Source organism: Agrococcus sp. GCM10030265, from assembly GCF_042666675.1.
Lineage (GTDB): Bacteria > Actinomycetota > Actinomycetes > Actinomycetales > Microbacteriaceae > Agrococcus.
The window spans coordinates 1150692-1174172 of the sequence record NZ_JBHTCZ010000002.1; the positions used below are offsets into that span (position 1 = coordinate 1150692).

A 23481-nucleotide genomic window follows, 5' to 3' on the forward strand; every position below is an offset into this window, starting at 1 on the left:
GCGTCGCGGTGCTGCTCGCGACGCACGACGGCGCCGCCTTCCTCGACGAGCAGCTCGACTCCATCCTCGCCCAGCAGGGCGTCGCCGTGACGGTGTTCGTCTCGGACGACGGCTCGACCGACGGCACGGCGACGATGCTCGAGCAGCGCGCGGCATCCGATGCCCGCCTCGTGCTCCTGCCCGCCGGCCGCTTCGGCTCGTCGTGGGCGAACTTCTATCGGCTGCTGCGCGACGTCGACGGCGACGGGTTCGATGCCGTGGCGATGTCCGATCAGGACGACGTGTGGATGCCGGGCAGGCTCGCGACGCAGGTCGCCGCGCTCGCCGACGCCGACGCCGTCTCGTCGGACGTCGAGGCGTTCGACGAGCACGGGCGTCGCAGGCTCATCCGCAAGAGCCAGCCGCTGCGGGCGCTCGACCACGTCTTCGAGAGCGCGGGACCCGGCTCGACCTTCGTGCTCTCCCCCGCCGCGGTCGGGCTCGTGCGCGACGTGCTCGACGCCGATCCCGTCGCGTCGACCGTCGAGGCGCACGACTGGCTCGTGTACGCGGTCGTGCGTTCCGCCGGCATGCGGTGGCGCATCCTCGACCAGTCGCTCGTCGCGTACCGGCAGCATGGGGCGAACGTGCTGGGCGCCAACGTGGGCGTGCGCGCCCGCATCGATCGCAGCGGCCGCATCCTGCGCGGGTGGTACCGCGAGCAGGTCGGGCGCGTGGCCGAGGTGAGCGCGCGCGTCGCCGCGCCCGCGGAGCGCGCCGAGCTCGAGACGCTCGCGCGAGCGGTGCGCGGCTCGCGCATCGACCGGATGCGGCTCGCGACGCGTGCGGGCGCCTTCCGCCGACGCAGGCGCGATGCGGTCGCGCTCGGGCTGCTCATGGCCGTCGGCGCGTTCTGACGCGATCGCGTCAGGGGTCGCCGGCGCGGCGGCGACCCAGCAGGCGGTCGCGCACGCGGCGCGCCTTCCACGGGATGCGGGCGACCTTGCGCGCGACGACGCGCTCGAGCGACGCCTCGGCGACGTCGAGCTTGTGCTCGAGCAGCGCGTGCGAGCGGGCCGCCTCGGCGGCGGAGAGCACCGTGCGCACCGCGTAGCCGCGCTCCTGCGCGGCCGGGGCGAAGAGCCGCTCGATCACGTGGGCGAGGCTGCCGTCCTTGTACTCGCCCTCGGTGGGGAACTCGTCCCAGTCGAACCCCGCCTCGACGAGCGGCGCGAGCGCCTCCGGCCGCGCAGCGAACATCGAGCCGTAGGGCGCGACGGGGCTGTCGTCGTCGAGCGGCACGCGGATGCCGGCGCGACGCGCGACCTCGATCGCGCGCGGGCGGTTCGTGTACCAGGCACGACCGAGCGTGCCGTACCACGAGTGCACCATCGGCGGCACGACGAGCCCGAGACGCGGCGACTCGGCGAAGAGCCCGAGCATGCGCTGCGCGTGGCCGCCCGAGCCGAGCAGGTTGTCGAGCAGCAGGCGCTTGAAGGCGCGGCCCGCCGTGCCGCCGACCTGCGGGCTGCGCTTCGAGTGCACCTTCACGACGACGTCGACCTCGCCGGACGTCAGCAGGTCGCGGCAGCCGAGCAGGAAGGCCGAGATGTCGCGGCCGCGGTTCGACGGCATGACGCGGACCTCGCCTGCGACGTCGAGCGCCTCGAGACCGCGCTCGAGCTCGACGCCGCGCTCGGCGCCGAAGGTCGTGACGACGAGCCGGTGGGGGCCGAGGCCCGCGATGCGCGCCGCGAGCTCGGGCAGCATGTCGGGGTAGAAGACGTGGGCGACGACGAGCACGCGCAGCGACGTCGGCTGCACGACGGGATCGTCGGAGAGCACGGAGACGAGCCCGAGCGCCGTCTGCAGCGCGCGCGGCGGCGCCTCGCCCGCGAGGGAGGCCGCGAGCGCGTCGACGTCGAGGCCGCGGTCCGCGAGCTCGCGCACGAGCGTCGCGGTGCTGAGGCCTTCGGCGTCCGCCTCGAGCGGATCGCGCAGCACGACGTCGCGGTGCACGATGGGCGCCCCGGCCTCGACGGCGGCGAGCGCATCCTCGGCGACGATGCCGCCGGACGCCCGCGGCGCGTCGCCATCCACGAGCCACGCGCCGAGCGCGTCGCCGCGCACGACGACCCACGAGCGCTCGTCGTCGACGAGTCGCGCCGAGTCGCCGGCGGGCCATGCGTCGCTGAGCGGGCCGATCCAGTCGTCGTCGGCGAGCAGGACGGCGTCGGGCTCGAGCGCGCGCGCGAGGTCGCGCGCGGCGTCGCCGTCGGCGACCACGTGCACGCCGTCGGCCACCGAGGCCGCATCCGCGAGGGCGCGGGCACGGTCGACGACCACGACGGCGTCGGCCTGCGCGCTGAGCCGCGCGAGCATCCATCGCAGCGTCGTCGCGTCGCGCACGGGGCGCGCGACGTCGACGACGGCGACGCGGGGCACCTACGCTCCGACGAGCTGCGTGAGGTACCGGCCGTAGCCGCTCTTCACGAGCGGGGCCGCGAGCCGAGCGAGCTGCGCGTCGTCGATCCACCCGGCACGCCAGGCGATCTCCTCGATGCAGCCGATCTTGAAGCCCTGCCGGTCCTCGATGACCCGCACGTACTCGCTCGCCTGCATCATCGACTCGAACGTGCCGGTGTCGAGCCAGGCGACGCCGCGGTCGAGCACCTGCACCTGCAGGCGGCCGGCGTCGAGGTAGCGCTCGTTGACCGTCGAGATCTCGAGCTCGCCGCGGGCGCTCGGCTCGATGGACTTCGCGATCTCGATGACGTCGTTGTCGTAGAAGTAGAGGCCGGGCACCGCGTAGTTGCTCTTCGGCTGCGTCGGCTTCTCCTCGATGGAGATCGCGCGCTTCTCGTCGTCGAACTCGACGACGCCGTAGGCCGTCGGGTTGGCGACGTGGTACGCGAAGACGAGACCGCCCTCGATCTCGCCGTGCGAGCGCAGGCTCGAGCCGAGGCCGACGCCGTGGAAGATGTTGTCGCCGAGCACGAGCGCGACCGACTCGTCGCCGATGAACTCCTCGCCGATGATGAAGGCCTGCGCGAGGCCGTCGGGGCTCGGCTGCACGGCGTACTGGATGTCCATGCCGAGGTCGCTGCCGTCGCCGAGGAGCGCGCGGAACTGCTCGTTGTACTCGGGCGTCGTGATGACGAGGACCTCGCGGATGCCGGCCATCATGAGCGTCGACAGCGGGTAGTAGACCATCGGCTTGTCGTAGATGGGCATGAGCTGCTTCGAGATGCCCTTGGTGATGGGCCACAGCCGCGTGCCGGAACCTCCGGCGAGGATGATGCCGCGCATGGTCTCCCTAGTCGATGCTCGTGCGATGCTCCCGCGAGTCTACGCGGGCGCACCCGGCCGGGCCGCGGCGCTCGCCGCTCAGCGACCGGCGCGCAGCCGGGCGAGCGCGACCGCGCCGTACGTCGCGGCCATCTGCTCGTCGTTGCGGCCGCCCATGACGTTGCCCTGGTAGAGGCCCTCGATCTGGGTGTCGGGCACGAAGTCGTAGTTCGCGGGCGCGGGCCGCACCTGGCGCACGCTCGCGCCGATCTCGAGCGCGGCGGCGTGCAGCCAGATGTCGTCGTTCGACGGCGCGACCTCGAGGAACCGCGTGCCCGACGCGCGACCGGCGCGGTGCACCGCGACGGGGAAGAGCTGCCCGGACACCGAGGTGCCGAAGTGCCGCGGGCTCGGCTCGACCGTCATGCAGGGATGCCAGCGGAGGTAGGGGTCGACCTCGTCGTCGGTGAGGCCGATGACGTGGGCGCGGTGCACGACGACGTCGTCGGGATGCTCGCGGTGCACCCGGATGAGGTCGGCGAGCCAGTCGCGCGGGTAGAGCTGGTCGTCGTCGCTCGTCACGAGCGGCGTCTCGAGGTCCTCCGAGATCGGGTACCACTTCGTGTGCACGCCCAGCTGCTGCTCGACCTCGAGCACCTCGAGGCCGCGCGCGACGAGGCGCTGCAGCTCGGGCCCGATCCCCCGCGCATCGGTCGGCGAGAGCGACAGCACGATGCGGGCGGGCAGGGCCGCCCCGTCGGCGATCGACTCGAGCGCCGTCCAGGCCCGATCGACGCGGCGGCCGTGCGACGTCATCGTGACGGTCACGGGCGAGGTGGGATCGACGATCGAGCGCGTCGACGTGCGGTTGCGCTCGGCGAGCTCGTCGATGCGGCGGGCGACCTCGGGCGACGCGGCATCGTCGTAGACGCGGGTGGCGACGGCCTCGCGCTCGGGGCCGGGAGTCCGGTGGGTGAGCGCGCGCAGGCGCCGTGCGGCCCCCCGCGCGAGACGCGCGATCGTCTGCATGCGGCAATGGTAGCCGGGTGCGCGCACCGCATCTCTGCGCGAGAGGGCTTGACCTTGTACCCCACGTCTGCAGAAGATGGGTACAGAAACGCCGATCCTGGGAGGATCCACAGGATCTCGCAAGCGACGGGAGACCACCGTGCACCAGCGCATCGCAGCCATCGTCCTCAGCGTCTCCGTGCTCGCCACGGCGCTCATCGCCGCGCATCCCCCAGCCGCCGAGGCCGCGATCGACCGCATCGCGGGCTCCGATCGCTTCCAGACGTCGGTCCAGGTGTCCGACGCGATGGGGGCCAGCCGCGGCGGCGTCGTCTACCTCGCGAACGGGCTCGCATTCCCGGATGCGCTCGCCGCAGCACCCGTCGCGGCCGCCGAGGACGCTCGGCTGCTGCTCTCGGCCCCGTGGGACATCCCCGACTCGGTCGTCGCCGAGATCCGCGACCTCGCGCCACGCGAGATCGTGCTCGTCGGCGGCGAGCCCTCGCTGAGCGAGGCCGTGCGCGCCGAGGCAGCCTCGCTGGCGCCCACGATCACGCGCATCGCCGGCAGCGACCGCGTCGAGACCTCGATGCTGCTGCTCGACCGACGACGCAGCCTCCCCGTCGCGCAGCCGACGCAGCTGTGGATCGTGAGCGGTTGGAACTTCCCCGACGCCCTCGCCGCAGGCGCGGTCGCCGCGCGGGACGGCCACGCGCTCGTGCTGACGGGCGGCGACCAGCCGGCCTTCCGCGACATGCTCACCGCGCGGATGGGCGGCATCCCCCGCATCAACGTCGCGGGCGGCACGCCCTCGGTGAGCGACGCCGTCGTCGGCTTCGCGAGGACGCTCGCCACCACCAACCGGTACGCGGGCTCCGACCGCTTCCAGACGGCCGTCGTCATCAACCGCGCCTTCACCTCCAGCGCAGCAGGGGGTCGCATGCTGCTCGCGAGCGGCCAGAACTTCCCGGACGGCCTCGTCGCGAGCGTGCTCGCGGCGCACCGCGGCCAGCCGCTCTACCTCGTGCCGCAGGCGTGCGTGCTCGACGACGCCGTCGCGGGCGAGATGGCCCGCCTCGGCATCCGCGACACCACGGTCATCGGCGGCACCCCGTCGGTGAGCGCCGCCGCCTCGCGCCTCGAGCGCTGCGTCGACCTCGGGGCGGTGCAGGCCGAGGTCATCTCGATCGTCAACGCGCACCGCGCGAACGTGGGCCTGCCCGCGCTCACGCCCCACGGCGGGCTCACGACGATGGCCCAGGGCTGGAGCGGCCAGATGGCGGCCGCGCAGAGCATGGTGCACTCGACGACCTTCTGCAACGAGACCTTCGCCATGGGCTTCCGCCGCTGCGCCGAGAACATCGCGCGCACCGGCTCGGCGAGCGCCGGCGGCGTCATGAACGCCTGGATGAACTCGGCGGGGCACCGCGCGAACATCCTGAACCCGAACCTCACCCACATCGGGGTCGGCGTCGTGCAGGGGCCCGACGGCAGGTGGTACTGGACGCAGAACTTCGGCGGCTTCTGAGCCACCCGTCGCGCGCCCGGTAGACTGCCGGGCGCGCGACGCTTCCGCGCGCCCGTGAACGAAAGAGACAGCAGCAGTGAAGATCCTCGTCACCGGCGGCGCCGGGTTCATCGGCTCGAACTTCGTCCGTCGCACGCTCCAGGACGCATACGAGGGGCTCGAGGGGGCCGAGGTCGTCGTGCTCGACGCCCTCACCTACTCGGGCAACCCGCAGAACCTCGCGCCCGTCGCCGACAGCCCGCGCTACGAGTTCGTGCACGGCGACATCCGCGACAACGCGCTCCTCGACCGGCTCATCCCCACGGTCGACGCCGTCGTGCACTTCGCCGCCGAGAGCCACGTCGACCGCTCGGTGCGCGACGCGTCGGTGTTCGTCGAGACGAACGTCGTCGGCACGCAGCGCCTGCTCGACGCCGCGCTGCGTCACGACCTGCAGCGGTTCGTGCACGTGTCGACCGACGAGGTCTACGGCTCGATCGCCGAGGGCTCGTGGGACGAGGAGCGCCCGCTCGAGCCCAACAGCCCGTACTCCGCGTCGAAGGCGGGCTCCGACCTGCTCGCACGCTCGTACCACCGCACGCACGGCCTGAACGTGTCGATCACGCGGTGCAGCAACAACTACGGCCCGTACCACTTCCCCGAGAAGGTCATCCCGCTCTTCGTCACGAACCTCATCGACGACCAGCACGTGCCCCTCTACGGCGAGGGGAACAACATCCGCGACTGGCTGCACGTCGACGACCACTGCCGCGGCATCGCGATGGTGCTGACGCGCGGACGAGCGGGCGAGATCTACAACATCGGCGGCGGCACCGAGCTGACGAACAAGGAGCTCACCGAGCTGCTGCTCGAGAAGACCGGCAAGGACTGGTCGTACGTCGACCGCGTCGCCGACCGCCTGGGCCACGACCTGCGCTACTCGGTCGACATCTCGAAGATCCAGGCGGAGCTCGGCTACGAGCCGCAGGTGCCGTTCGAGCAGGGTCTCGCCGACGTCGTGCAGTGGTACCGCGACAACCGCGCATGGTGGGAGCCGCTCAAGGAGCGGGCGGCGCTCTGACGATGAGGATCCTGCTCGTCGGCGCGAACGGCATGCTCGGCCAGGACCTCCGGGCGGCCCTCGCGCACCATGACGTCGTCGCCGTCGGCAGCCGCGAGCTCGACGTGCGCGACGCGGCGGCGTGCCTCGCCGCCGCCGACGGCGTCGACGCCATCGTCAACGCGAGCGCCTACACGGCGGTCGACCAGGCCGAGTCGGACGAGGACGCCGCCTACGCCGTGAACGCCGACGGCCCCGCCAACCTCGCCGCCGCCGCGGCCGCGAACGGCGCCGTGCTCGTGCACGTGTCGACCGACTACGTCTTCCGCGGCGACGCCACCGAGCCCTACGCCGAGGACACCCCCGTCGACCCCGTGTCGGCGTACGGGCGCACCAAGGCCGCGGGCGAGGCGCGCGCGCTCGCCGCCAACGCCGACACGATCGTCGTGCGCACCGCGTGGCTCTACGGGCCGGGCGGCGGCAGCTTCGCCTCGACGATGGTGCGGCTCGCAGGCGAGCGCGAGACGCTCACGGTCGTCGACGACCAGCGCGGGCAGCCCACGACGACGCACGACCTCGCCTCCCGCATCGCGGCCCTGCTCGACGGCGGCGTACGCTCGGGCATCTTCCACGGCACCTCGAGCGGCGAGACCACCTGGTTCGGCTTCGCGCGCGCCATCTTCGAGGAGCTCGGGCTCGACCCCGAGCGCGTGCAGCCGACCGACTCGACCGCGTTCGCGCGCCCCGCGCCGCGGCCGGCCTACTCCGTGCTCGGGCACGACGCGTGGACGCGTGCGGGCATCGAGCCCATCGGCGACTGGCGCGCAGCCCTCGCGGCAGCCGTCGCGCGCGGCGAGCTCGCGGCATGACGACGCTGCGCGTCGTCCTCGACGGCGTCGGCGAGCAGCCGTCGAACGTCGGCAGGTACGGCACGCAGCTCGCGCGCGCCATGCACGCCTCGGCGCCCGCTGGCGTCGAGGTCGTGGCGTTCGCCGCCGGCGCCGACGCCAGCGCTCGGGCCACGGTCGAGGGCGAGCTCGCCGAGCTCGATGGCGTCGAGTTCGCCCGCATGCCGAGGCGCGAGCTGCGCGAGGCGTGGCTGCACTCGTTCACCACCACGGCGTTCGACGGCCTCCTGCACGGCTCGAGCCTGCTGGCGCCCATGCGCGCCGACGACGACGACGCCGGCAGGCAGGTCGTCGTCACGGTGCACGGCCTCGAGGCGCTCGATCGCGACTCGCGCACGGCACGCTGGTTCCGGCGGGCGCTGCGCCGCGCGTGGCGCCATGCCGACGCCGTCGTCGTGCCGACGCACGCGACCGCGGCGCAGCTGCAGGAGCTGCACGACTTCGGCGACCGCGTGCGCGTCGTCGGCGCGGGCGTCGACCCCGCCTCGCGCGTGCCCGCCGACGCCGACGCGCGTGCGCGTCGCCTGGGGCTGCCGACGCGCTACGTGCTCGCGACGACCGACCGCGGACGTCGCGCGCGCGCCGACCGGCTCGTGGCCACCGTCGCCAGCGGGCAGATGCCCGACGTGCCCGTCGTCGTCGCCGGCCCCGTCTCGTGGGGCGAGGTCACGCTGGCTCAGATGGCCGTCGAGGCGGGGCTGCCGCCGTCGCGCATCCTGCCCGTCGGCGACCTCGACGCCGCCGACCGCGCCGTCGTCGTCGCACGTGCGGACGCCATGCTCCTCGTCGCCGACGAGCTCGGCTTCGCACTGCCCATGCTCGAGTCCTTCGCGCACGGCACGCCCGTCGTGCACCCCTCCTCCCCCGCCTCCGACGAGGTCGCCGCCGATGCGACGCTCGCCGTGACGCTCGCGGGCGACGACTCCGACGCCGATCGCATCGCGCACGCCGTCGGCCAGGTCGTCGCGCACGACGCGATGCGCGAGCGGCTCGCGCTGCTCGGGCAGGATCGCGCTCGAGCGTTCGACTGGTCGACGACCGCCGCCCAGCTCTGGCGACTGCACGCGGACCTGTGATGCGCGTCAGCGTCGCGCTCTGCACGCATCAGGGCGAGGCGTACGTCGAGCAGCAGCTGCGCAGCATCCTCGCCCAGACGCGACCCGTCGACGAGATCGTCGTCGGGGACGACGCGTCGACCGACGCCACGCTCGCGATCGTCGAGCGCGTCGCGGCCGGCACCGACGTGCCGTTCGCGATCGTGCGGCACGCGCCCGCGCTCGGGGTCGCCGCGAACTTCGCCGACGCCATCCGTCGCTCGACGGGCGACGTCGTGGCGCTCAGCGACCAGGACGACGTCTGGCACCCCGACCGCATCGCGCGGATGCTGCCGGCGCTCGAGGGCGTCGCGCTCGCGCACTCGGACGCACGGCTCGTCGACCGCGACGGGAGCCCGCTCGGCGCGACCCTGCTCGACGCGCTGGGCGCGAGCGCATGGGAGCGCGAGCGCATGACGAGCGGCGGCGCCCTCGACGCGCTGCTGCGACGCAACCTCGTGACGGGTGCCACGGTCGTCGTGCGCAGGGATGCAGCGCTCGCGGCGCTGCCCGTGCCGGAGGGCTGGATCCACGACGAGTGGATCGCGATGACGTGCGCGCTCGGCGGCGGCGTGCGGCTGCTCGCCGAGCCCACCATCGACTATCGCCAGCACGGCGCGAACCAGATCGGCGTGCGCAGGCTCACGCTGCGCGGACGCCTCGCACGCCTCGTCGAGCCCGACAGCGGGTCGCACGCGCGCAAGGCGCTGCGAGCCCGCTCGCTCGCTCGCGAGGCGGCCGCGCGCGGTCTCGGCACGCAGGAGCAGCGACGCGCGCTCGCCGAGAAGGCCACGCACGAGGCCCGTCGAGCCGCGCTGCCCGACGCACGCGTCGCCCGCGTGCCCGCGGTCCTGCGCGGTCTCGCGGCCGGGCGTTACGGCCGATACTCCCGCGGGGCGCTCGACGTCGCACGCGACCTCCTCGAGCGCCACTGACGCCCGTCGCGCGCGACCTCGTCAGTCGCCGGCGACGAGTGCGTCGACCGCGCGCCGCTCGGCCTCGAGGATGCGTCGACGCGGCACGAGCTGCGCCGCCACCGAGTGCCGCCTCCTCGCCGTCGCGAGGCCGCTGCGCGCGATGCGCTCGAGCTCGCCCTCGCGGCGCGAGATCCGCAGCAGCCTCGCGGCGATCGCATCCTCGTCGGCCGGCTCGAGCACGATGTCGCGCCCATCGCGGAAGTCGCGGTTCTGCGCGCGGGGATCGGCCGTCACCGCGAGCGCGCCGCACAGCATCGCCTCGATCGTCGACCCCGTCGGGAAGCCGTCGAAGCTGCCGGGGGCCAGCACGTCGGCCCGCACCGGCGAGACGACGACGTCGACGCCCAGGAGCACGCTGCGCAGGCCGATGGCAGGCAGCACGCCGTGGAGGCGGAAGCCCGCAGGGTCGCGGTCGCCGAGATCGTCGGCGGCATGCCCGCCGACGAGGTGCGCCACCACGTCGACGCCCGCATCGCGGAGTCGGTCCACGACGCCGAGGAACACCGGCAGGCCCTTGTCGGCGCCGTCTCGCGTGTAGCGATGCGCGACGAAGGCGACGTCGAGCACCTCCTTGCCGGAGCCGAAGTACGCCGAGCGGCGTCCGGCGCCCGGCGAGAGGTAGAGCGGATCGACGACGACGCCGGGGATCTCGGTGACGCCGACGCCCTCGCGCACCGAGCGCGCGACGCGCTCCGTGACGATCGGCTGCGTCGTGATCACGTGCCTGAGCATCTCGGAGGCGAGCACCCGGTCGAGCCTGCGCTCGACGTCGGCGTCGCCGAGGTACAGGCCACCACCCGGGTACAGCTCGAGGACGAACGGCACGCGCCGCCGCTCGAGCTCGTCGAGATGGTGGTCGACGGTGTTGAGGAACACGAGGTAGGCGAGCGACGCGCCGTCGAGCGAGGCGTCGTCGAACGCCTCCACCCGCTCCCACACGCGCGGCTCCTGCGCCGAGTAGGCCGGCAGCGACGCCTCCAGGTTCGGCGAGGTCGTGGCGACGCGGTCGACCGTCCCGTGGCGCAGCAGCCACGAGAACTCCGCGATGCGGAACCCGGTGCCGACGGTCGGGAAGTGATCGTCGACGATGACGACGCCCGTCACGGGTTCCTGCCGAGCGCCCTGCCGAGGTGGTGCACCAGGCGGTGCGGCAGCACGCCGAGCCGCGCCCGACGTGCGCGACCGACCACGATGCGCGCCAGCTCGCCGGCGGGCACGTGCTCGACGGGCGTCACCGCAGGCGGCAGGTACGTCAGGTGGTCGGCGCGCGCGAGCCACTCGGCCGCGACCTCCGACACGAGCGGCGAGTCGTGGGCCGCCTGCCGGTGCAGCGCGAGCTCGTCGAACTGGAACCGCGTGCGCAGCAGCAGCGCCGTGTCGGTGCGGCCGAGCAGCTCGCGGAGCATCTGCGTCGACAGCTCGCGGTTCAGCTCCTGGAGCGGGCACGGCGCATCCCACAGCAGGAAGGCGATGGCGCACAGCCGCTCGTCCTCGCGCTCGATGGTCTGCAGCCGCAGCACATCGCGGAAGGCCTCCTCGATGAGCCGGTTCGACGCGCCCACGAAGAAGCCGCGCAGGATCCACTCGTGCTCGGCGAGCCCGCGGATGCGGTTCGGCCTGCTCGACGCGCTCGCGTTCTGCTCGGCGGGCAGCAGGCGGAAGCGCACGAGATCCTCGTCGCCGAGCACGTGGATCGGGTAGTGCTTCACGAGCGTGATCCAGCGCTCGAAGTCCGGCAGCTGCCGCAGCCGGTTGTCGTAGAGCCCGTGCTCCTCGTAGAACCGCCTGCGGATGAGGATGCTGGGGTGGCACAGCGCGTTGCCGTGCTCGAAGAAGAACCGCAGCCACTGCGCCTGCGAGCGGTTCGGCTGGCGGAAGATCGCGCTCCACGACGGGATGCGCTCGGCCGGCAGCGGCGCGCCGTGCTCGTCGACGTACCGTGCACCCGTGAACACCGCGCCGAGCTCGGGGCGCGCGTCGAGCACGGCCATCTGGCGCTCGAGCTTGCGGCGCTCCCAGACGTCGTCGGAGTTCAGCACGGCAACGAGCTCGCCGCGCGTCTGCTGGATGGCGAAGTTCAGCGCCGCCGCGGCGCCCTGGTTCTGGGCGAAGCGGAACACCCGCACGCGCGGGTCGTCGAACTCGGCGATGACGCCGACGGATCCGTCGTTCGACCGGTCGTCGACGACGACGAGCTCGAGGTCGCCCATCGTCTGGTCGAGGACGCTGTCGATCGCCTCGCGCACCCACGCCTCGTGGTCGTAGCAGGTCATGACGACCGAGACGCGCGGGCGCTCGCCGACGCCGGTGGGCACGGGCGTCGCGATGGGCGCGTCGCGCATGGCCGACTCGGCCTCGGGGAGATCCGGGGTGGCCGAGAGCCGCGACTCGAGGTCGTGCAGGAGTCGCGTGAGCTCACGCCGCGGCTGCTCGCCGTCGAGCAGCTCGATGTAGCGCGGCAGGAGCCCGCGGATGAGCTCGTCGCGATCGCGCTGCTTCGCGCTCGACCACTGCCCGCCCTCGTGCACGCGGTAGAGCGTCGCGACCTCGGGCGCGAGCAGCGCGGGCCCGTGCGCCGTGACCGACATGCAGATCATCCAGTCGTACGACGTCGTCTCGAACACCTCGGGCCCGATGCGCTCGAGCACGTCTGCCCGGTACATGCAGGCGCTGAACGTCGCGAACCAGTTGTTCTCGGCGATCTGGTAGTCGGTGAGCTCGGTGACGAGGCGATCCATGCCGATGAGCGGGATGACGCTCGACGATCCGGAGTCGTCGTCGAACAGCAGCACGCGGCTCGCGACCATCGTGTGGTCGGGGTGCTCGTCGAGCAGGCGCGCGCCGATCGCGAGCCGGTCGTCGCGGATCCACTCGTCGTCGCCCTCGAGGCACGCGACGTACTCGCCCTGGCACGCGGAGAAGCCGCGGTGGTAGTTCTGCGTGATGCCGAGCCTGGCCTGCTCGGGCAGCACCCGCACCGTGAGGTGCGTCTGCCGCGCAGCCCACTCCTCGATGCGCTCGCGGGTGCCGTCGGTCGAGTGGTCGTCGGCCACGACGACCTCGACGTCGGCGTCGATGCGCTGCATCGCGATGGATGCGAGCGCGCGGTCGATGTACTCGATGTGGTTGAAGGTGACGAGCAGCACCGACACCGTCGGACGATCAGCCACGGGTGCCGCCTTCCATCCTCCATGCGATCGCGTCGCAGATGCGCTCGACGTCGTCGGTCGTGAGCCCGCCGTGGAACGGCAGGGCGAGGCATTCGTCTGCCGCGCGCTCGGCGTTCGGCAGGTCGCGCGCAGAGGGCAGCCGGTCGTAGGGCGCGATGACGCTGCAGAGCGGGTGGAAGTAGCGCCTGCTCACGACGTTGCGCTCGCGCAGCGCGGCGTGGACGGCATCGCGGTCGACGGCGCCGTCGCGGTCGACCCGCAGCACGAGGTACTGCGCCGAGGGGCCGAGGCCCGCGACGATGCGGAGGCCCTCGATGCCCGAGAGCCGTCGCTCGTAGACCTCGCCGAGGCGGCGGCGCTGCAGGATCTCGCCGTCGAGCATCTCGAGCACGCGCAGTCCCATGGCCGCGTGCAGCTCGCTCATCTTGCCGTTCAGGCCGACGCCCTCGACCTCGTCCTCGGATGCGATGCCGAAGTTGCGCGAGCGCCGCAGCCGACGATCCACCTCGGGGTCGCGGGCGATGAGCGCGCCGCCCTCGACCGAGTGGAAGAGCTTCGTCGCGTGGAAGCTGAGCATCGTGACGTCGCCGAGCACGGCGTCGCCGTCCGGGAAGACGGGGCGCGCGCGACCGAACGAGTGCGCGCCGTCGTAGACGATGCGCAGGTCGTGCTCCCTGGCGATCGCATCGAGGGCGTCGACGTCGCACGGGGTGCCGTAGATGTGCGTCGCCACGATGGCGCTCGTGCGCTCGGTGACGCGATCGGCGACCGATGCCGGGCTGATCGTCATCGTGACGGGGTCGACGTCGGCGAACACGGGCTCGAGCCCGAGCGCGGCGATCGCGTGCACCGTGGCGGGGAAGGTGAAGGGCGTGACGACGACCTCGCCGCGCAGGTCGAGCGCCATGAGCGCGCCGAGCAGCGCGTTCGTGCCGTTGCTCCACACCGAGACGTGCCCCATGCCGATGCGCTCCTGCAGCGCGGCCTCGAAGCGTCGATGGAACGGCCCGAGGTTCGTGAGGGTGCGCGACTCCCACATGCTGCGCAGGTCGTCGACGTAGTCGTCGAGGTCGGGCAGCATGGGCTGGCTGACGTAGCGGGGAGCGTCGAAGCCCTTCGGTCCGGCCGAGGTCACGCGGTGCCTTCCTGCTCGTACGAGGCGAGCGTCGCGAGGACGCCCTCGCGATCGCGGTCGCGGAGTCGTCGATTGCCGACGTAGACGCCCCAGGGCTCGAGGTCGCGCGTGACGACGCTGCCCGCGCCGACCGTGGAGCCCTCGCCGATCGTCACGCCGGGCAGCACGACGGCGTTCGCGCCGACGATGCAGAGCCTGCCGATGTCGATGGGGGCTCGCGTGGCGTTGCGGTACCGCTCGGGCACCGTCGAGTTGCCGAAGCCCCAGCCGGTGAAGTCGTCGGTGCCCGTGAGGATGCGTGCGCCCTGCGAGACGGCCGCGTAGTCGCCGATCGTGACGGCGGCGCCACCCGTGATCGAGGAGAAGCACGCGATGTGCACGTGATGGCCGATCGTCATGGGGTCGCGCGCCACGATGAGGGTGAAGTCGTCGACGAGCACCGGATCGCCGAACGTGATGTGCTCCTGCCCCACGATGCGTGCGGACGGGAAGACGGTGACGGGCACTGGCCACCATCCCTTCTCATCGTCCGCAGGCTCTCGGACAGCCTATGGTCCGGCTCGCGATCGCGACCGGCCCTCCACAGGCGGGCAGGCGGCACCGTGCCGCAGACGCGAGCGTAGGGTCTGTCCCCCGAGAGGAACCTGGACGGCTCGCGCCGGCGCTACGGCGCGGGCGAGGGCTCCTCGACCGTGGCAGCCGTGGCGATCGCCTCGTCGACCATCGCGTGGATCGCCGGGAAGTCGGGGTCGAACGTCTCGACCTGCGGCGGCACGAGCTCGAGGTTCGTGATCGGCAGGGATCTCGTGCGCTCGGCGAGGTCGGTGAGCGAGCCGATCATCGACTGCGGGATGTCGGTCTGCACGAGATCCTGCCCGGCCGACGACAGCGCGGCGTACTGCGTCAGCAGCGTCTGCGGCGTGAACTGCGCGATCACGGCCTCCTGCACGACGCGCTGCCGCTCCATGCGCGCGTAGTCGTTCGAGCCCGCACGGCTGCGCGCGTACCAGAGGGCGTGGTAGCCGTCGAGCTCGACGGCCTGGCCCGCACGGATCCACTCCTCCACGGGGCCGCCCTCGATCGCGATCGGCACGTCCTCCGGGATGTCGATCGTGATGCCGCCGAGCGCGTCGATGAGGTCGTCGAAGCCCTGCATGTCGACGATGACGAAGAACTGGACGTCGATGCCCGTGGCACCCTCGACGGCCTCGCGCGTCGCCTCGATGCCCGGGCTCGAGCCCTCGGGCGTCGTCGCCGCGAAGAGGTCGGGGTTGTTCTGGCCGTACGTGTAGGCGGCGTTGATGTAGCAGTTGGACGTGCCGCAGTCGAAGCCGTTCGGCCACTGCGAGGCCATGACCGAGCCCTCGGGGAACGGCACGCGCTCGAGGTTGCGGGGCACGCCGATCATGGTCGCGGCGCCGGTCTCGGCGTTGACCGACACGACGGTGATGGAGTCGGGACGCAGGCCCACGCGGTCGGCACCCGCATCGCCGCCGAGGAGCATGAACGTGTACTGGCCGTCGATCGGCTCGACCGACGGGCCGCCGAAGGCGAAGACGTTCGACACGAGCCCGCGGCCCGCGTCGATGAGGGTCGCCGTGTAGCCGGCCGCTGCCGCGGGGGCGACGGTCACGAGCACCGCGACGGCTGCGACGACGGCACGCGCACGAGGTGCGGCCTTCGCCACCTGCGCGAGGCGCAACGTGTCGAGGCCGAGCACGAGCCACAGGATCGCGTAGGCGATGACGAGCACCTCGAGCACGAGCAGGCCGACGGCGTTGCCGACGATCGTGAGCACGAACGCGCGCGACACGAGCCACAGCACGCCGCCGACGATCGCGAGCGCCAGCAGCACGAACGTCGCGACGAGGCCGACGCGGCCGAGCCGCTTGCTGCCAGCCAGGATCTGCGCGCTGCCCGGCAGCAGGAATCCGACGACGACGAGCCACCACGCGCGACGCGTCATGACGCGCTCGGAGCCGTCGGGGCTGCGCAGCGACGTGCGCGGCGCGAGCAGCACCGTCATGCGCGCTCCCCACCCTGCGCGACGCGCTCCTGCAGCGCCTGCGCCTTGCGCTCGACGGCCTCCTCGAGGCCGGCGGCGAACGCGTCGAGCCTCGCCGCCACGTCGGCGTCGGTCGTGCCGAGGATGCGGGCGGCGAGCAGGCCCGCGTTGCGGGCACCGCCGATCGAGACCGTCGCGACCGGGATGCCGGCGGGCATCTGCACGATCGACAGCAGGGAGTCGAGGCCGTCGAGGCGCTCGAGCGGCACGGGGACGCCGATGACCGGCAGGCGCGTCATCGACGCGACCATGCCGGGCAGGTGCGCGGCGCCGCCTGCGCCGGCGATCACGACGCGCACGCCGCGGTCGGCCGCGGCTCGCGCGAACGTCGCCATCTTGTCCGGCGTGCGGTGCGCGGAGACGACGTCGACCTCGTAGGCGATGCCGAGCTCGTCGAGCGCGGTCGCCGCATCCTGCATCACCCGCCAGTCCGAGTCGGACCCCATGATGACGCTCACCTGCACTGCCACGCAGTACAGGGTAGGCGTGCGGGCCATGGTCGGCGCGCGCTCGCGCGGCGCGCCGTGGCCGATCCGCTCAGTCGAAGGCCGCGGCGGCCGCGCGTGCCTCGTAGGCGACCTCGTCGAGCTCGTCGCCCACGACCGTGACGTGCCCGACCTTGCGGCCGGGCCGCGCCGTCTTGCCGTACGAGTGGATCTTCGCGCTGCCCTGCGCCGCGAGCGCCCGCTCGTAGCGCGCCTCCATGCGACCCTCCGCGGGGCCGCCGATGACGTTGACCATGACGGCGGCGGGAGCGAGCATCGCGCTCGACCCCAGCGGCAGGTCGAGGACGGCCCGCAGGTGCTGCTCGAACTGGCTCGTGACGGAGCCGTCGATCGACCAGTGCCCGGAGTTGTGGGGTCGCATCGCGAGCTCGTTGACGAGCAGGCGACCGTCGTCGGTCTCGAAGAGCTCGACCGCGAGCGCGCCCGTGACGTCGAGGCCCTCGGCGATCGCGACCGCCATCTCCTCCGCCACGGCGCCGAGCGCGCCTGCGCGCGGCGCGGGCACGACGACCTCGGCGCAGATGCCGTCGCGCTGCACCGTCTGCGCGAGCGGCCACGCGACGACCTGGCCCGAGGGGCGGCGAGCGACCTGCTGCGCGAGCTCGCGGCGGAAGGGCACGAGCTCCTCGGCGAGCAGCCGCGGGCCGCCCTCCTCGGCGCCCTGCAGCCAGTCGGCGACGTCGTCGACCGCGCGCACGACGCGCACGCCCTTGCCGTCGTAGCCACCCGTCGCGGTCTTGACGATCGCGGCGCCACCGTGGTCGTCGAGGAAGGCCTGCAGCTCGGCCGCGGCGTCGACGGGTGCCCAGTCGGGCTGCGCGATGCCGAGCTCGGCCATGCGGGCGCGCATCTGGCGCTTGTCCTGCGCGAAGCGCAGCGCATGCGGGCCGGGGTGCACGGCGACGCCGGCCTCCACGAGCGTCTGCAGCACCGTCTGCGGCACGTGCTCGTGGTCGAAGGTCACGACGTCGACGTCGCGCGCGAACGCGAGCACCGTCTCCGCGTCGCGGTAGTCGCCGACGGCCGTCGCGGCGAGCGCAGCCGACATGCCCTCGGCCTCGGCGAGCACGCGCAGCTCGACGCCGAGCGCGACGGCCGGGGGGATCATCATGCGGGCGAGCTGCCCGCCTCCGACGACGCCGACGATCATGCGCGTGCCTCCTCGGGCTCGGGAGCGGATGCGGGTGCCGGGTCGCGATCGGGCCTGCCGAGCGCCACGACGCGGAAGCCCGCCGCGGTCCACGCGTCGCGATCGAGCACGTTGCGGCCGTCGACGACGACGCGGGCGGGCGTCGCACCCGCGAGGACGCGGGGGTCGAGGTCGCGGAACTCGCGCCACTCGGTGCCGAGCGCGAGGACCGCGGCGTCCGCGACGGCGTCGGCGAGCGAGTCGGCGAGGCGCAGCGCCGGCGCGCGACGTGCGGCGGGCGCGGCGGCCTGCGGGTCGTAGGCGACGACGTCGTGCCGCTCGGCGAGGCGCATCGCGACGTCGAGCGCCGCCGAGTCGCGCACGTCGTCGCTGTCGGGCTTGAAGGCGAGGCCCAGCATCGCGACCGCTCCCCCGCCCGCGGCGTCGAGCTCGCGCTCGACGAGGGCGACCATCCGATCGCGACGACGCAGGTTCACGCGATCGACCTCGTCGAGGAAGCCGAGCGCCTCGGGCGCGCCGATCTCGATGGAGCGCGCACGGAACGCCCGGATGTCCTTCGGCAGGCAGCCACCGCCGAAGCCGATGCCCGAGTTGAGGAAGCGACGGCCGATGCGCGCGTCGATGCCGATCGCGTCGGCGAGCTGCACGACGTCGGCGCCCGCCTGCTCGGCGACCTCCGCCATGGCGTTGATGAAGGAGATCTTCGTCGCGAGGAACGCGTTGGCGCTCACCTTGACGAGCTCGGCCGTCGCGTAGTCGGTGACGATGCGGGGCGTCTCGCGCGCGAGGATCGATGCGTAGACGGCGTCGAGCAGGGCGACGGCGTCGTCGTCGCCGTCGCGCACCCCGTAGACGAGGCGATCGGGGGCGAGGGTGTCGGAGACCGCGAGGCCCTCGCGCAGGAACTCGGGGTTCCACGCCAGGCGCGCGCCCGTGGGCTCGACGAGCGCCGCGAGCCGCTCGGCGGTGCCGACCGGCACCGTCGACTTGCCGACGACGAGCATGCCCTCGCGCAGGCGCGGCAGCAGGGCGTCGATCGCGGCGTCGACGTACGCGAGGTCCGCGGCGTCGGAGCCCGGCTGCTGCGGGGTGCCGACGCAGACGAACCAGACGTCGGCCTCCACGCTCGACGCGTCCGTCGTGAACCGCAGCGTGCCGGCAGCGATCGCCGTCGCGAGCATGTCGTCGAGGCCTGGCTCGAAGAACGGCGCGGCTCCAGCCTGCAGCGCGTCGACGCGCGCGGCGTCGACGTCGATGCCGACGGTCTCGAAGCCCAGCGACGCCATGCCTGCGGCGTGCACGGCGCCGAGGTAGCCGACGCCGACGACGGCGATGCGGGGTGCGGTCATGCGAGATCCTCCAGTCGACGCGCGTCCTCGACGCGCGGTTGGCTCGGGGTCTGGGCGACGAGGTCGGTGAGGGTGCGCTGCACGAGCGACGCGCTCGGCACGTCGGCGAGCGTCACGGGCTGGTCGCCGCCCGTCGACAGCAGCACGTCGCCGGAGCCGAGGAGGGCCTGGATGCCCTGCCTGCGCAGGGTGACGTCGTGGATGCGGGCGAGCGGCACGTCGCGCTTCCGCCCGCCGAACGCGCTGCGCACGATCACGCGCCGCGACGTCAGCACGACGCGGCGCGACATCCACGCGAGCGTCGGCACGACGCACAGCGTCACGACGAGGACGAGGGCGAGCGTCAGGATCACGAGATCCCACAGCGGCCACTCGACGCGGCCGAGCGCGAACGTCGTGCCGAACGCGATGCCGCACAGCAGCGCGGCGGGGAGGACGAGCACCCTGCCGTGGGATCGCAGGCGCACGACGATGCGCTCCGGATCGCTCATGGCTCCATCCTCGCAGCAGTCACCGCACGTGCGTGACGTCACCCGCCGAGACGCGCTCGACGCTGCCGTCGACGTCGACGTCGAGCTCGCCCGCCGGCCCGAGGCCCGTCGCCGTGCCGACGAGCGTGCGATCGCCGGGCAGCAGCACGCGCACGTGCGCGCCGATGGTCGAGCAGCGCGCCGCGATGCGCGCGTGCAACGCGGGGTCGGCCAGGTCGGAGGCGTCGCCGAGGCCCCGCAGCACGCCGGCGAGCACGGCGTCGGCCAGCTCGGGGGCGTCGGCGGTCGCGCCCGCGATGCGCAGCGACGTCGCGCGGTCGGTCGGCAGCTCGGCCGGCTCGAGCACGAGGTTGACGCCGACGCCGACGATGACGGCGTCGCCGCGACGCTCGCAGAGGATGCCGGCGACCTTCGCGCCGCCGACGAGCACGTCGTTCGGCCACTTCACGCCCACGCGCGCATCCGGCACGAGCGCATCGAGCGTCTCGGCGAGCGCGAGCCCCACCGCGAGCGGCAGCCAGCCCCACGCATCCTCCGACGCCGTCGGCCGCACGAGGATGCTCGCGGCGAGGCAGCGGCCAGCAGGCGCCACCCACTGCCTCCCGAGGCGTCCGCGTCCCGCCCGCTGGTCGAGCGTCGCCCAGGTCGCGAGCGTCGGCGCCGACGCGTCGACGACGTCGAACGTGCTGCCGACCGACGGCAGCGCCGTCACGCGCGCGAGCGCGCGCGCACGAGGGAAGGAGGGGTCGGTCGGCATGGGCGCTGCGGGCACGCGCCCACGGTACCCGCGCGTCCGAGGGCCCGCGCGGCTTGGAGGAATCCACGACGGAACCGCGCGGAACGTCGTGGGATGCCGCCAGGGCCCGGCATCCGCCGCCGTCTAGTGTGGACGGGTGACCAACCCCGAGACGACCACCGCTGCCCGGATCGAGCAGCTGCGTCAGCGCAACCAGGAGGCGGTCGTCGCCAAGGAGCGCGCCGCGCGAGAGCGGCAGCACGCCAAGGGCAAGAAGTCGGCTCGCGAGCGCATCGAGGCGTTCGTCGACCCGGGCACCTTCGTCGAGTTCGACGCCTACGTGCGGCACCGCACCACGGCCTTCGGCATGGACGCGAGGCGCCCGTACGGCGACGCCGTCGTCACGGGCATCGCGACGATCCACGGGCGCCGCATCGCCGTGTACTCGCAGGACTTCACGACCTTCGGCGGCTCGCTCGGCGAGGTCGCGGGCGAGAAGATCGTGAAGATCATGGACTACGCCATGAAGGTCGGCGTGCCCATCGTCGGCATGCTCGACTCGGGCGGCGCCCGCATCCAGGAGGGCGTCGTCGCCCTCGGCAAGTACGGCGAGATCTTCAAGCGCAACACGGCCGCGTCCGGCGTCATCCCCCAGATCTCGATCATCATGGGCCCCGCGGCCGGTGGCGCCGTCTACGGACCCGCGCTCACCGACTTCGTCGTCATGGTCGACAAGTCGAGCCACATGTTCGTCACCGGCCCCGACGTCATCAAGACCGTCACGGGCGAGGAGGTCGGCTTCGAGGAGCTCGGCGGCGGCCTCACCCACAACTCGATCTCGGGCGTGAGCCACTACCTCGCCGCCGACGAGGACGATGCGCTCGACTACGTGCGCGCGCTGCTCGCGTTCCTGCCGGACAACAACCAGTCCGAGGTGCCGGCGTACGACCACCAGGCGCACCGCGTCGTCAACGACCTCGACCGCACGCTCGACCGCGTGATCCCCGACTCGCCGAACCAGCCGTACGACGTCATCGACATCATCGAGGTGCTCGTCGACGACCGCGAGTTCCTCGAGGTGCAGCCGCTGTACGCGCCGAACATCGTCATCGGCTTCGGGCGCCTCGAGGGCCGCACCATCGGCATCATCGCCAACCAGCCGAAGCAGATGGCGGGCACGCTCAACATCGAGGCGGGTGAGAAGGCCGCGCGCTTCGTGCGCTTCTGCGACTCGTTCTCGATCCCCATCCTCACGCTCGTCGACGTGCCCGGCTACCTGCCGGGCACCGACCAGGAGTGGACGGGCGTCATCCGCCGCGGCGCGAAGCTCATCTACGCGTACGCCGAGGCCACGGTGCCGATGGTGACCGTCATCACGCGCAAGGCCTACGGCGGCGCGTACATCGTCATGGGCTCGAAGCAGCTCGGCGCCGACATCAACATCGCGTGGCCCACCGCCGAGATCGCCGTCATGGGCGGCCAGGGCGCCGTGAACATCCTCTACCGCTCCGAGATCAAGCAGGCGGAGGAGGAGGGTCGCGACGTCGCGGCCGTGCGCCAGCAGCTCGCGAACGACTACACGTACAACGTCACGAGCCCCTTCCTCGCAGCCGAGCGCGGCGAGCTCGACGGCATCATCGAGCCCTCCGAGACGCGCGTCGCCATCACGAAGGCCTTCCGCGCGCTGCGCACGAAGAAGGTCGCGCGCCCCGAGCGCAAGCACGGCAACATCCCCCTGTGACCGGCGCACCCGTGCGGCCGGTCGCTCGCGACGCAACCCCTCGCGCCCCCCGCGCGACGATGAGGACGATGGACGCATGACCGAGACGTGGAAGCCGGAGCCCGGCGACGCCGACATGGTGGTGCTGCAGGGGTCGCCGACGGCCGAGGAGGCCGCGGCGGTGCGCGCCGTGCTCACCGAGCTCGGCACCGACTGGGCGCAGACCAAGCACCGCAAGGTGCTCGACGCCCCGTCCGGCTGGCTCGCGGGCACGCGGCCGGGCGACGGCTCCATCGCGTCGACCTCGTCGGGCGTCTGAGCGCGAGACGGCGGACGACGCCATGGTGAGGCTGCGACGCGCCCGCCCGACCGAGGACGCCGGCATCCGCAGGCGCCGCGCAGGCACCGGCTGGACGTTCGTGCACGACGACGGCAGCGCGGCGTCGCCCGAGGATCGGGAGCGCGCCTCGGCGCTCGTGCTGCCGCCCGCGTGGACCGACGTGTGGATCGCGGCCGACCCCCGCGCGCACATCCAGGCGACGGGCGTCGACGGCGCGGGCCGCACCCAGTACCGGTACCACGATGCCTGGTCCGAGAAGCGCGACCGCGTGAAGTTCGAGCGGGCGCTCGACCTCGCGGAGGCGCTGCCCGCCGCTCGCCGCCGCATCACGAGCGACCTCGGCACCGACGGGCTCACGCGCGAGCGCGTGCTCGCCGCCGCCATGCGCCTGCTCGACGCCGTCGCGATCCGAGCGGGCGGCGACGCCTACGCCGACGACAACGGCAGCCGAGGCCTCATGACGCTGCTCGTGCGCCATGCGACCGTCGAGGGCGACGCCGTGCGGCTCCGCTTCCCCGCGAAGTCGGGCCAGAAGTTCGACGTGACCGTCGAGGATGCGCCGCTCGCGGCGTGCGTCGGCGAGCTGTCGCGGCGCTCGGGCAGGTCGCGCCTGTTCGCCTGGGACGACGGCGGCACGCGCCGCGCCCTGCGCGACAGCGACCTGAACGCCGCGGTCAAGGAGGCGACGGGCGGCGAGTTCACGGCGAAGGACTTCCGCACGCTGCACGGCACGATCGTCGCCGCCGACTCGCTCGCCCGTGCACGCGACGTCGGCACGCAGCGCGAGCGTGCGAAGGCGGTGCGGCAGGCGGTCGTCGACGTGTCGGAGGCGCTCGGCAACACCCCGTCGGTGGCGAAGGCGTCGTACATCGACCCCGAGGTCTTCGAGCGCTTCGAGTCCGGCGAGGTCGTCGGGCTGCGCGGCTCCCGTGAGCGGGCGCTGCTGGCGCTGCTGCGCTGACGCGTGGCGGCGACGCCGGGTCGCAGCGGTGGCTCGC

The 23481-nt window shown here is 73.1% G+C and carries 22 protein-coding genes; 9 read left to right on the forward strand and 13 right to left on the reverse strand.

Features of this window, described 5'->3' with window-relative positions; translation table 11 throughout:
• Nucleotides 1–8: 8 nt before the first annotated feature.
• Nucleotides 9–896, forward strand: coding sequence for a glycosyltransferase (locus tag ACFQPP_RS09945; protein WP_376916425.1), 888 nt, complete (start codon nt 9–11; stop codon nt 894–896).
• Nucleotides 897–906: 10 nt separating this feature from the next.
• Here the strand turns inward: ACFQPP_RS09945 and ACFQPP_RS09950 are convergent, their stop codons facing one another.
• The 3 genes from ACFQPP_RS09950 to ACFQPP_RS09960 form a co-directional block, all read right to left on the reverse strand.
• Nucleotides 907–2424, reverse strand: a complete 1518-nt coding sequence (locus ACFQPP_RS09950; RefSeq protein ID WP_376916426.1) for a rhamnan synthesis F family protein — start codon at nt 2422–2424, stop codon at nt 907–909.
• On the reverse strand, nt 2425–3288 hold the full coding sequence (gene rfbA / locus ACFQPP_RS09955) for a glucose-1-phosphate thymidylyltransferase RfbA (protein WP_376916427.1): 864 nt from the start codon (nt 3286–3288) through the stop codon (nt 2425–2427).
• A gap of 78 nt (nt 3289–3366) precedes the next feature.
• Nucleotides 3367–4296, reverse strand: coding sequence for a hypothetical protein (locus ACFQPP_RS09960; RefSeq protein ID WP_376916428.1), 930 nt, complete (start codon nt 4294–4296; stop codon nt 3367–3369).
• Nucleotides 4297–4435: 139 nt separating this feature from the next.
• On the opposite strand from ACFQPP_RS09960, the gene ACFQPP_RS09965 reads away from it, so the two are divergent.
• From ACFQPP_RS09965 to ACFQPP_RS09985, 5 genes are all read left to right on the forward strand, one after another.
• Nucleotides 4436–5803 carry a cell wall-binding repeat-containing protein gene (locus tag ACFQPP_RS09965; RefSeq protein ID WP_376916429.1) on the forward strand — a complete coding sequence of 456 codons (1368 nt, stop codon included), beginning with the start codon at nt 4436–4438 and terminating at the stop codon, nt 5801–5803.
• A gap of 76 nt (nt 5804–5879) precedes the next feature.
• Nucleotides 5880–6863, forward strand: coding sequence for a dTDP-glucose 4,6-dehydratase (gene rfbB / locus ACFQPP_RS09970; protein ID WP_376916430.1), 984 nt, complete (start codon nt 5880–5882; stop codon nt 6861–6863).
• Between the two features lie 2 nt (nt 6864–6865).
• Nucleotides 6866–7711, forward strand: a complete 846-nt coding sequence (gene rfbD, locus ACFQPP_RS09975; protein WP_376916431.1) for a dTDP-4-dehydrorhamnose reductase — start codon at nt 6866–6868, stop codon at nt 7709–7711.
• A complete protein-coding gene (locus tag ACFQPP_RS09980) occupies nt 7708–8826 on the forward strand; it encodes a glycosyltransferase (RefSeq protein ID WP_376916432.1) in 1119 nt (372 codons plus the stop codon). Before rfbD ends, ACFQPP_RS09980 begins: the two co-directional genes overlap by 4 nt.
• Nucleotides 8826–9779 (forward strand): glycosyltransferase family 2 protein, encoded by a 954-nt coding sequence (locus ACFQPP_RS09985; RefSeq protein WP_376916433.1) that lies wholly within the window; start codon nt 8826–8828, stop codon nt 9777–9779. Before ACFQPP_RS09980 ends, ACFQPP_RS09985 begins: the two co-directional genes overlap by 1 nt.
• A 21-nt stretch (nt 9780–9800) precedes the next feature.
• On the opposite strand, the gene ACFQPP_RS09990 is transcribed toward ACFQPP_RS09985, so the two are convergent.
• The 10 genes from ACFQPP_RS09990 to ACFQPP_RS10035 all read right to left on the reverse strand — a co-directional run bounded on the left by ACFQPP_RS09990 (nt 9801) and on the right by ACFQPP_RS10035 (nt 20459).
• The gene (locus tag ACFQPP_RS09990) at nt 9801–10925 is read right to left on the reverse strand and encodes a glycosyltransferase (RefSeq protein ID WP_376916434.1); all 1125 of its coding nucleotides are present in this window, start codon (nt 10923–10925) and stop codon (nt 9801–9803) included.
• Nucleotides 10922–12991: a glycosyltransferase family 2 protein gene (locus ACFQPP_RS09995; RefSeq protein ID WP_376916435.1), complete on the reverse strand. Its 2070-nt coding sequence runs from the start codon at nt 12989–12991 to the stop codon at nt 10922–10924. The genes ACFQPP_RS09990 and ACFQPP_RS09995 overlap by 4 nt, the downstream gene beginning before the upstream one ends.
• The gene (locus tag ACFQPP_RS10000) at nt 12984–14126 is read right to left on the reverse strand and encodes a DegT/DnrJ/EryC1/StrS family aminotransferase (RefSeq protein WP_376916436.1); all 1143 of its coding nucleotides are present in this window, start codon (nt 14124–14126) and stop codon (nt 12984–12986) included. Before ACFQPP_RS10000 ends, ACFQPP_RS09995 begins: the two co-directional genes overlap by 8 nt.
• Nucleotides 14123–14632 (reverse strand): acyltransferase, encoded by a 510-nt coding sequence (locus tag ACFQPP_RS10005; protein ID WP_376916437.1) that lies wholly within the window; start codon nt 14630–14632, stop codon nt 14123–14125. Before ACFQPP_RS10005 ends, ACFQPP_RS10000 begins: the two co-directional genes overlap by 4 nt.
• A 158-nt stretch (nt 14633–14790) precedes the next feature.
• Nucleotides 14791–16152: an LCP family protein gene (locus ACFQPP_RS10010; protein WP_376916438.1), complete on the reverse strand. Its 1362-nt coding sequence runs from the start codon at nt 16150–16152 to the stop codon at nt 14791–14793.
• Complete coding sequence (purE, locus tag ACFQPP_RS10015) at nt 16149–16688, reverse strand: 5-(carboxyamino)imidazole ribonucleotide mutase (protein WP_376916439.1); 540 nt, start codon at nt 16686–16688, stop codon at nt 16149–16151. Before purE ends, ACFQPP_RS10010 begins: the two co-directional genes overlap by 4 nt.
• A 40-nt stretch (nt 16689–16728) precedes the next feature.
• Nucleotides 16729–17847 (reverse strand): 5-(carboxyamino)imidazole ribonucleotide synthase, encoded by a 1119-nt coding sequence (locus ACFQPP_RS10020; protein WP_376916440.1) that lies wholly within the window; start codon nt 17845–17847, stop codon nt 16729–16731.
• Complete coding sequence (locus ACFQPP_RS10025; RefSeq protein WP_376916441.1) at nt 17844–19196, reverse strand: UDP-glucose dehydrogenase family protein; 1353 nt, start codon at nt 19194–19196, stop codon at nt 17844–17846. Before ACFQPP_RS10025 ends, ACFQPP_RS10020 begins: the two co-directional genes overlap by 4 nt.
• Nucleotides 19193–19687, reverse strand: coding sequence for a PH domain-containing protein (locus tag ACFQPP_RS10030; RefSeq protein WP_376916442.1), 495 nt, complete (start codon nt 19685–19687; stop codon nt 19193–19195). Before ACFQPP_RS10030 ends, ACFQPP_RS10025 begins: the two co-directional genes overlap by 4 nt.
• Nucleotides 19688–19706: 19 nt before the next feature.
• Nucleotides 19707–20459 carry a biotin--[acetyl-CoA-carboxylase] ligase gene (locus ACFQPP_RS10035; protein ID WP_376916443.1) on the reverse strand — a complete coding sequence of 251 codons (753 nt, stop codon included), beginning with the start codon at nt 20457–20459 and terminating at the stop codon, nt 19707–19709.
• Nucleotides 20460–20580: 121 nt separating this feature from the next.
• Between ACFQPP_RS10035 and ACFQPP_RS10040 the strand changes: the two genes are divergently transcribed.
• The 3 genes from ACFQPP_RS10040 to ACFQPP_RS10050 all read left to right on the forward strand — a co-directional run bounded on the left by ACFQPP_RS10040 (nt 20581) and on the right by ACFQPP_RS10050 (nt 23444).
• The gene (locus tag ACFQPP_RS10040; protein WP_376916444.1) at nt 20581–22164 is read left to right on the forward strand and encodes an acyl-CoA carboxylase subunit beta; all 1584 of its coding nucleotides are present in this window, start codon (nt 20581–20583) and stop codon (nt 22162–22164) included.
• A gap of 76 nt (nt 22165–22240) precedes the next feature.
• The gene (locus ACFQPP_RS10045) at nt 22241–22462 is read left to right on the forward strand and encodes a hypothetical protein (RefSeq protein ID WP_376916445.1); all 222 of its coding nucleotides are present in this window, start codon (nt 22241–22243) and stop codon (nt 22460–22462) included.
• A gap of 22 nt (nt 22463–22484) precedes the next feature.
• On the forward strand, nt 22485–23444 hold the full coding sequence (locus ACFQPP_RS10050) for a DNA topoisomerase IB (protein WP_376916446.1): 960 nt from the start codon (nt 22485–22487) through the stop codon (nt 23442–23444).
• Nucleotides 23445–23481: the final 37 nt, after the last annotated feature.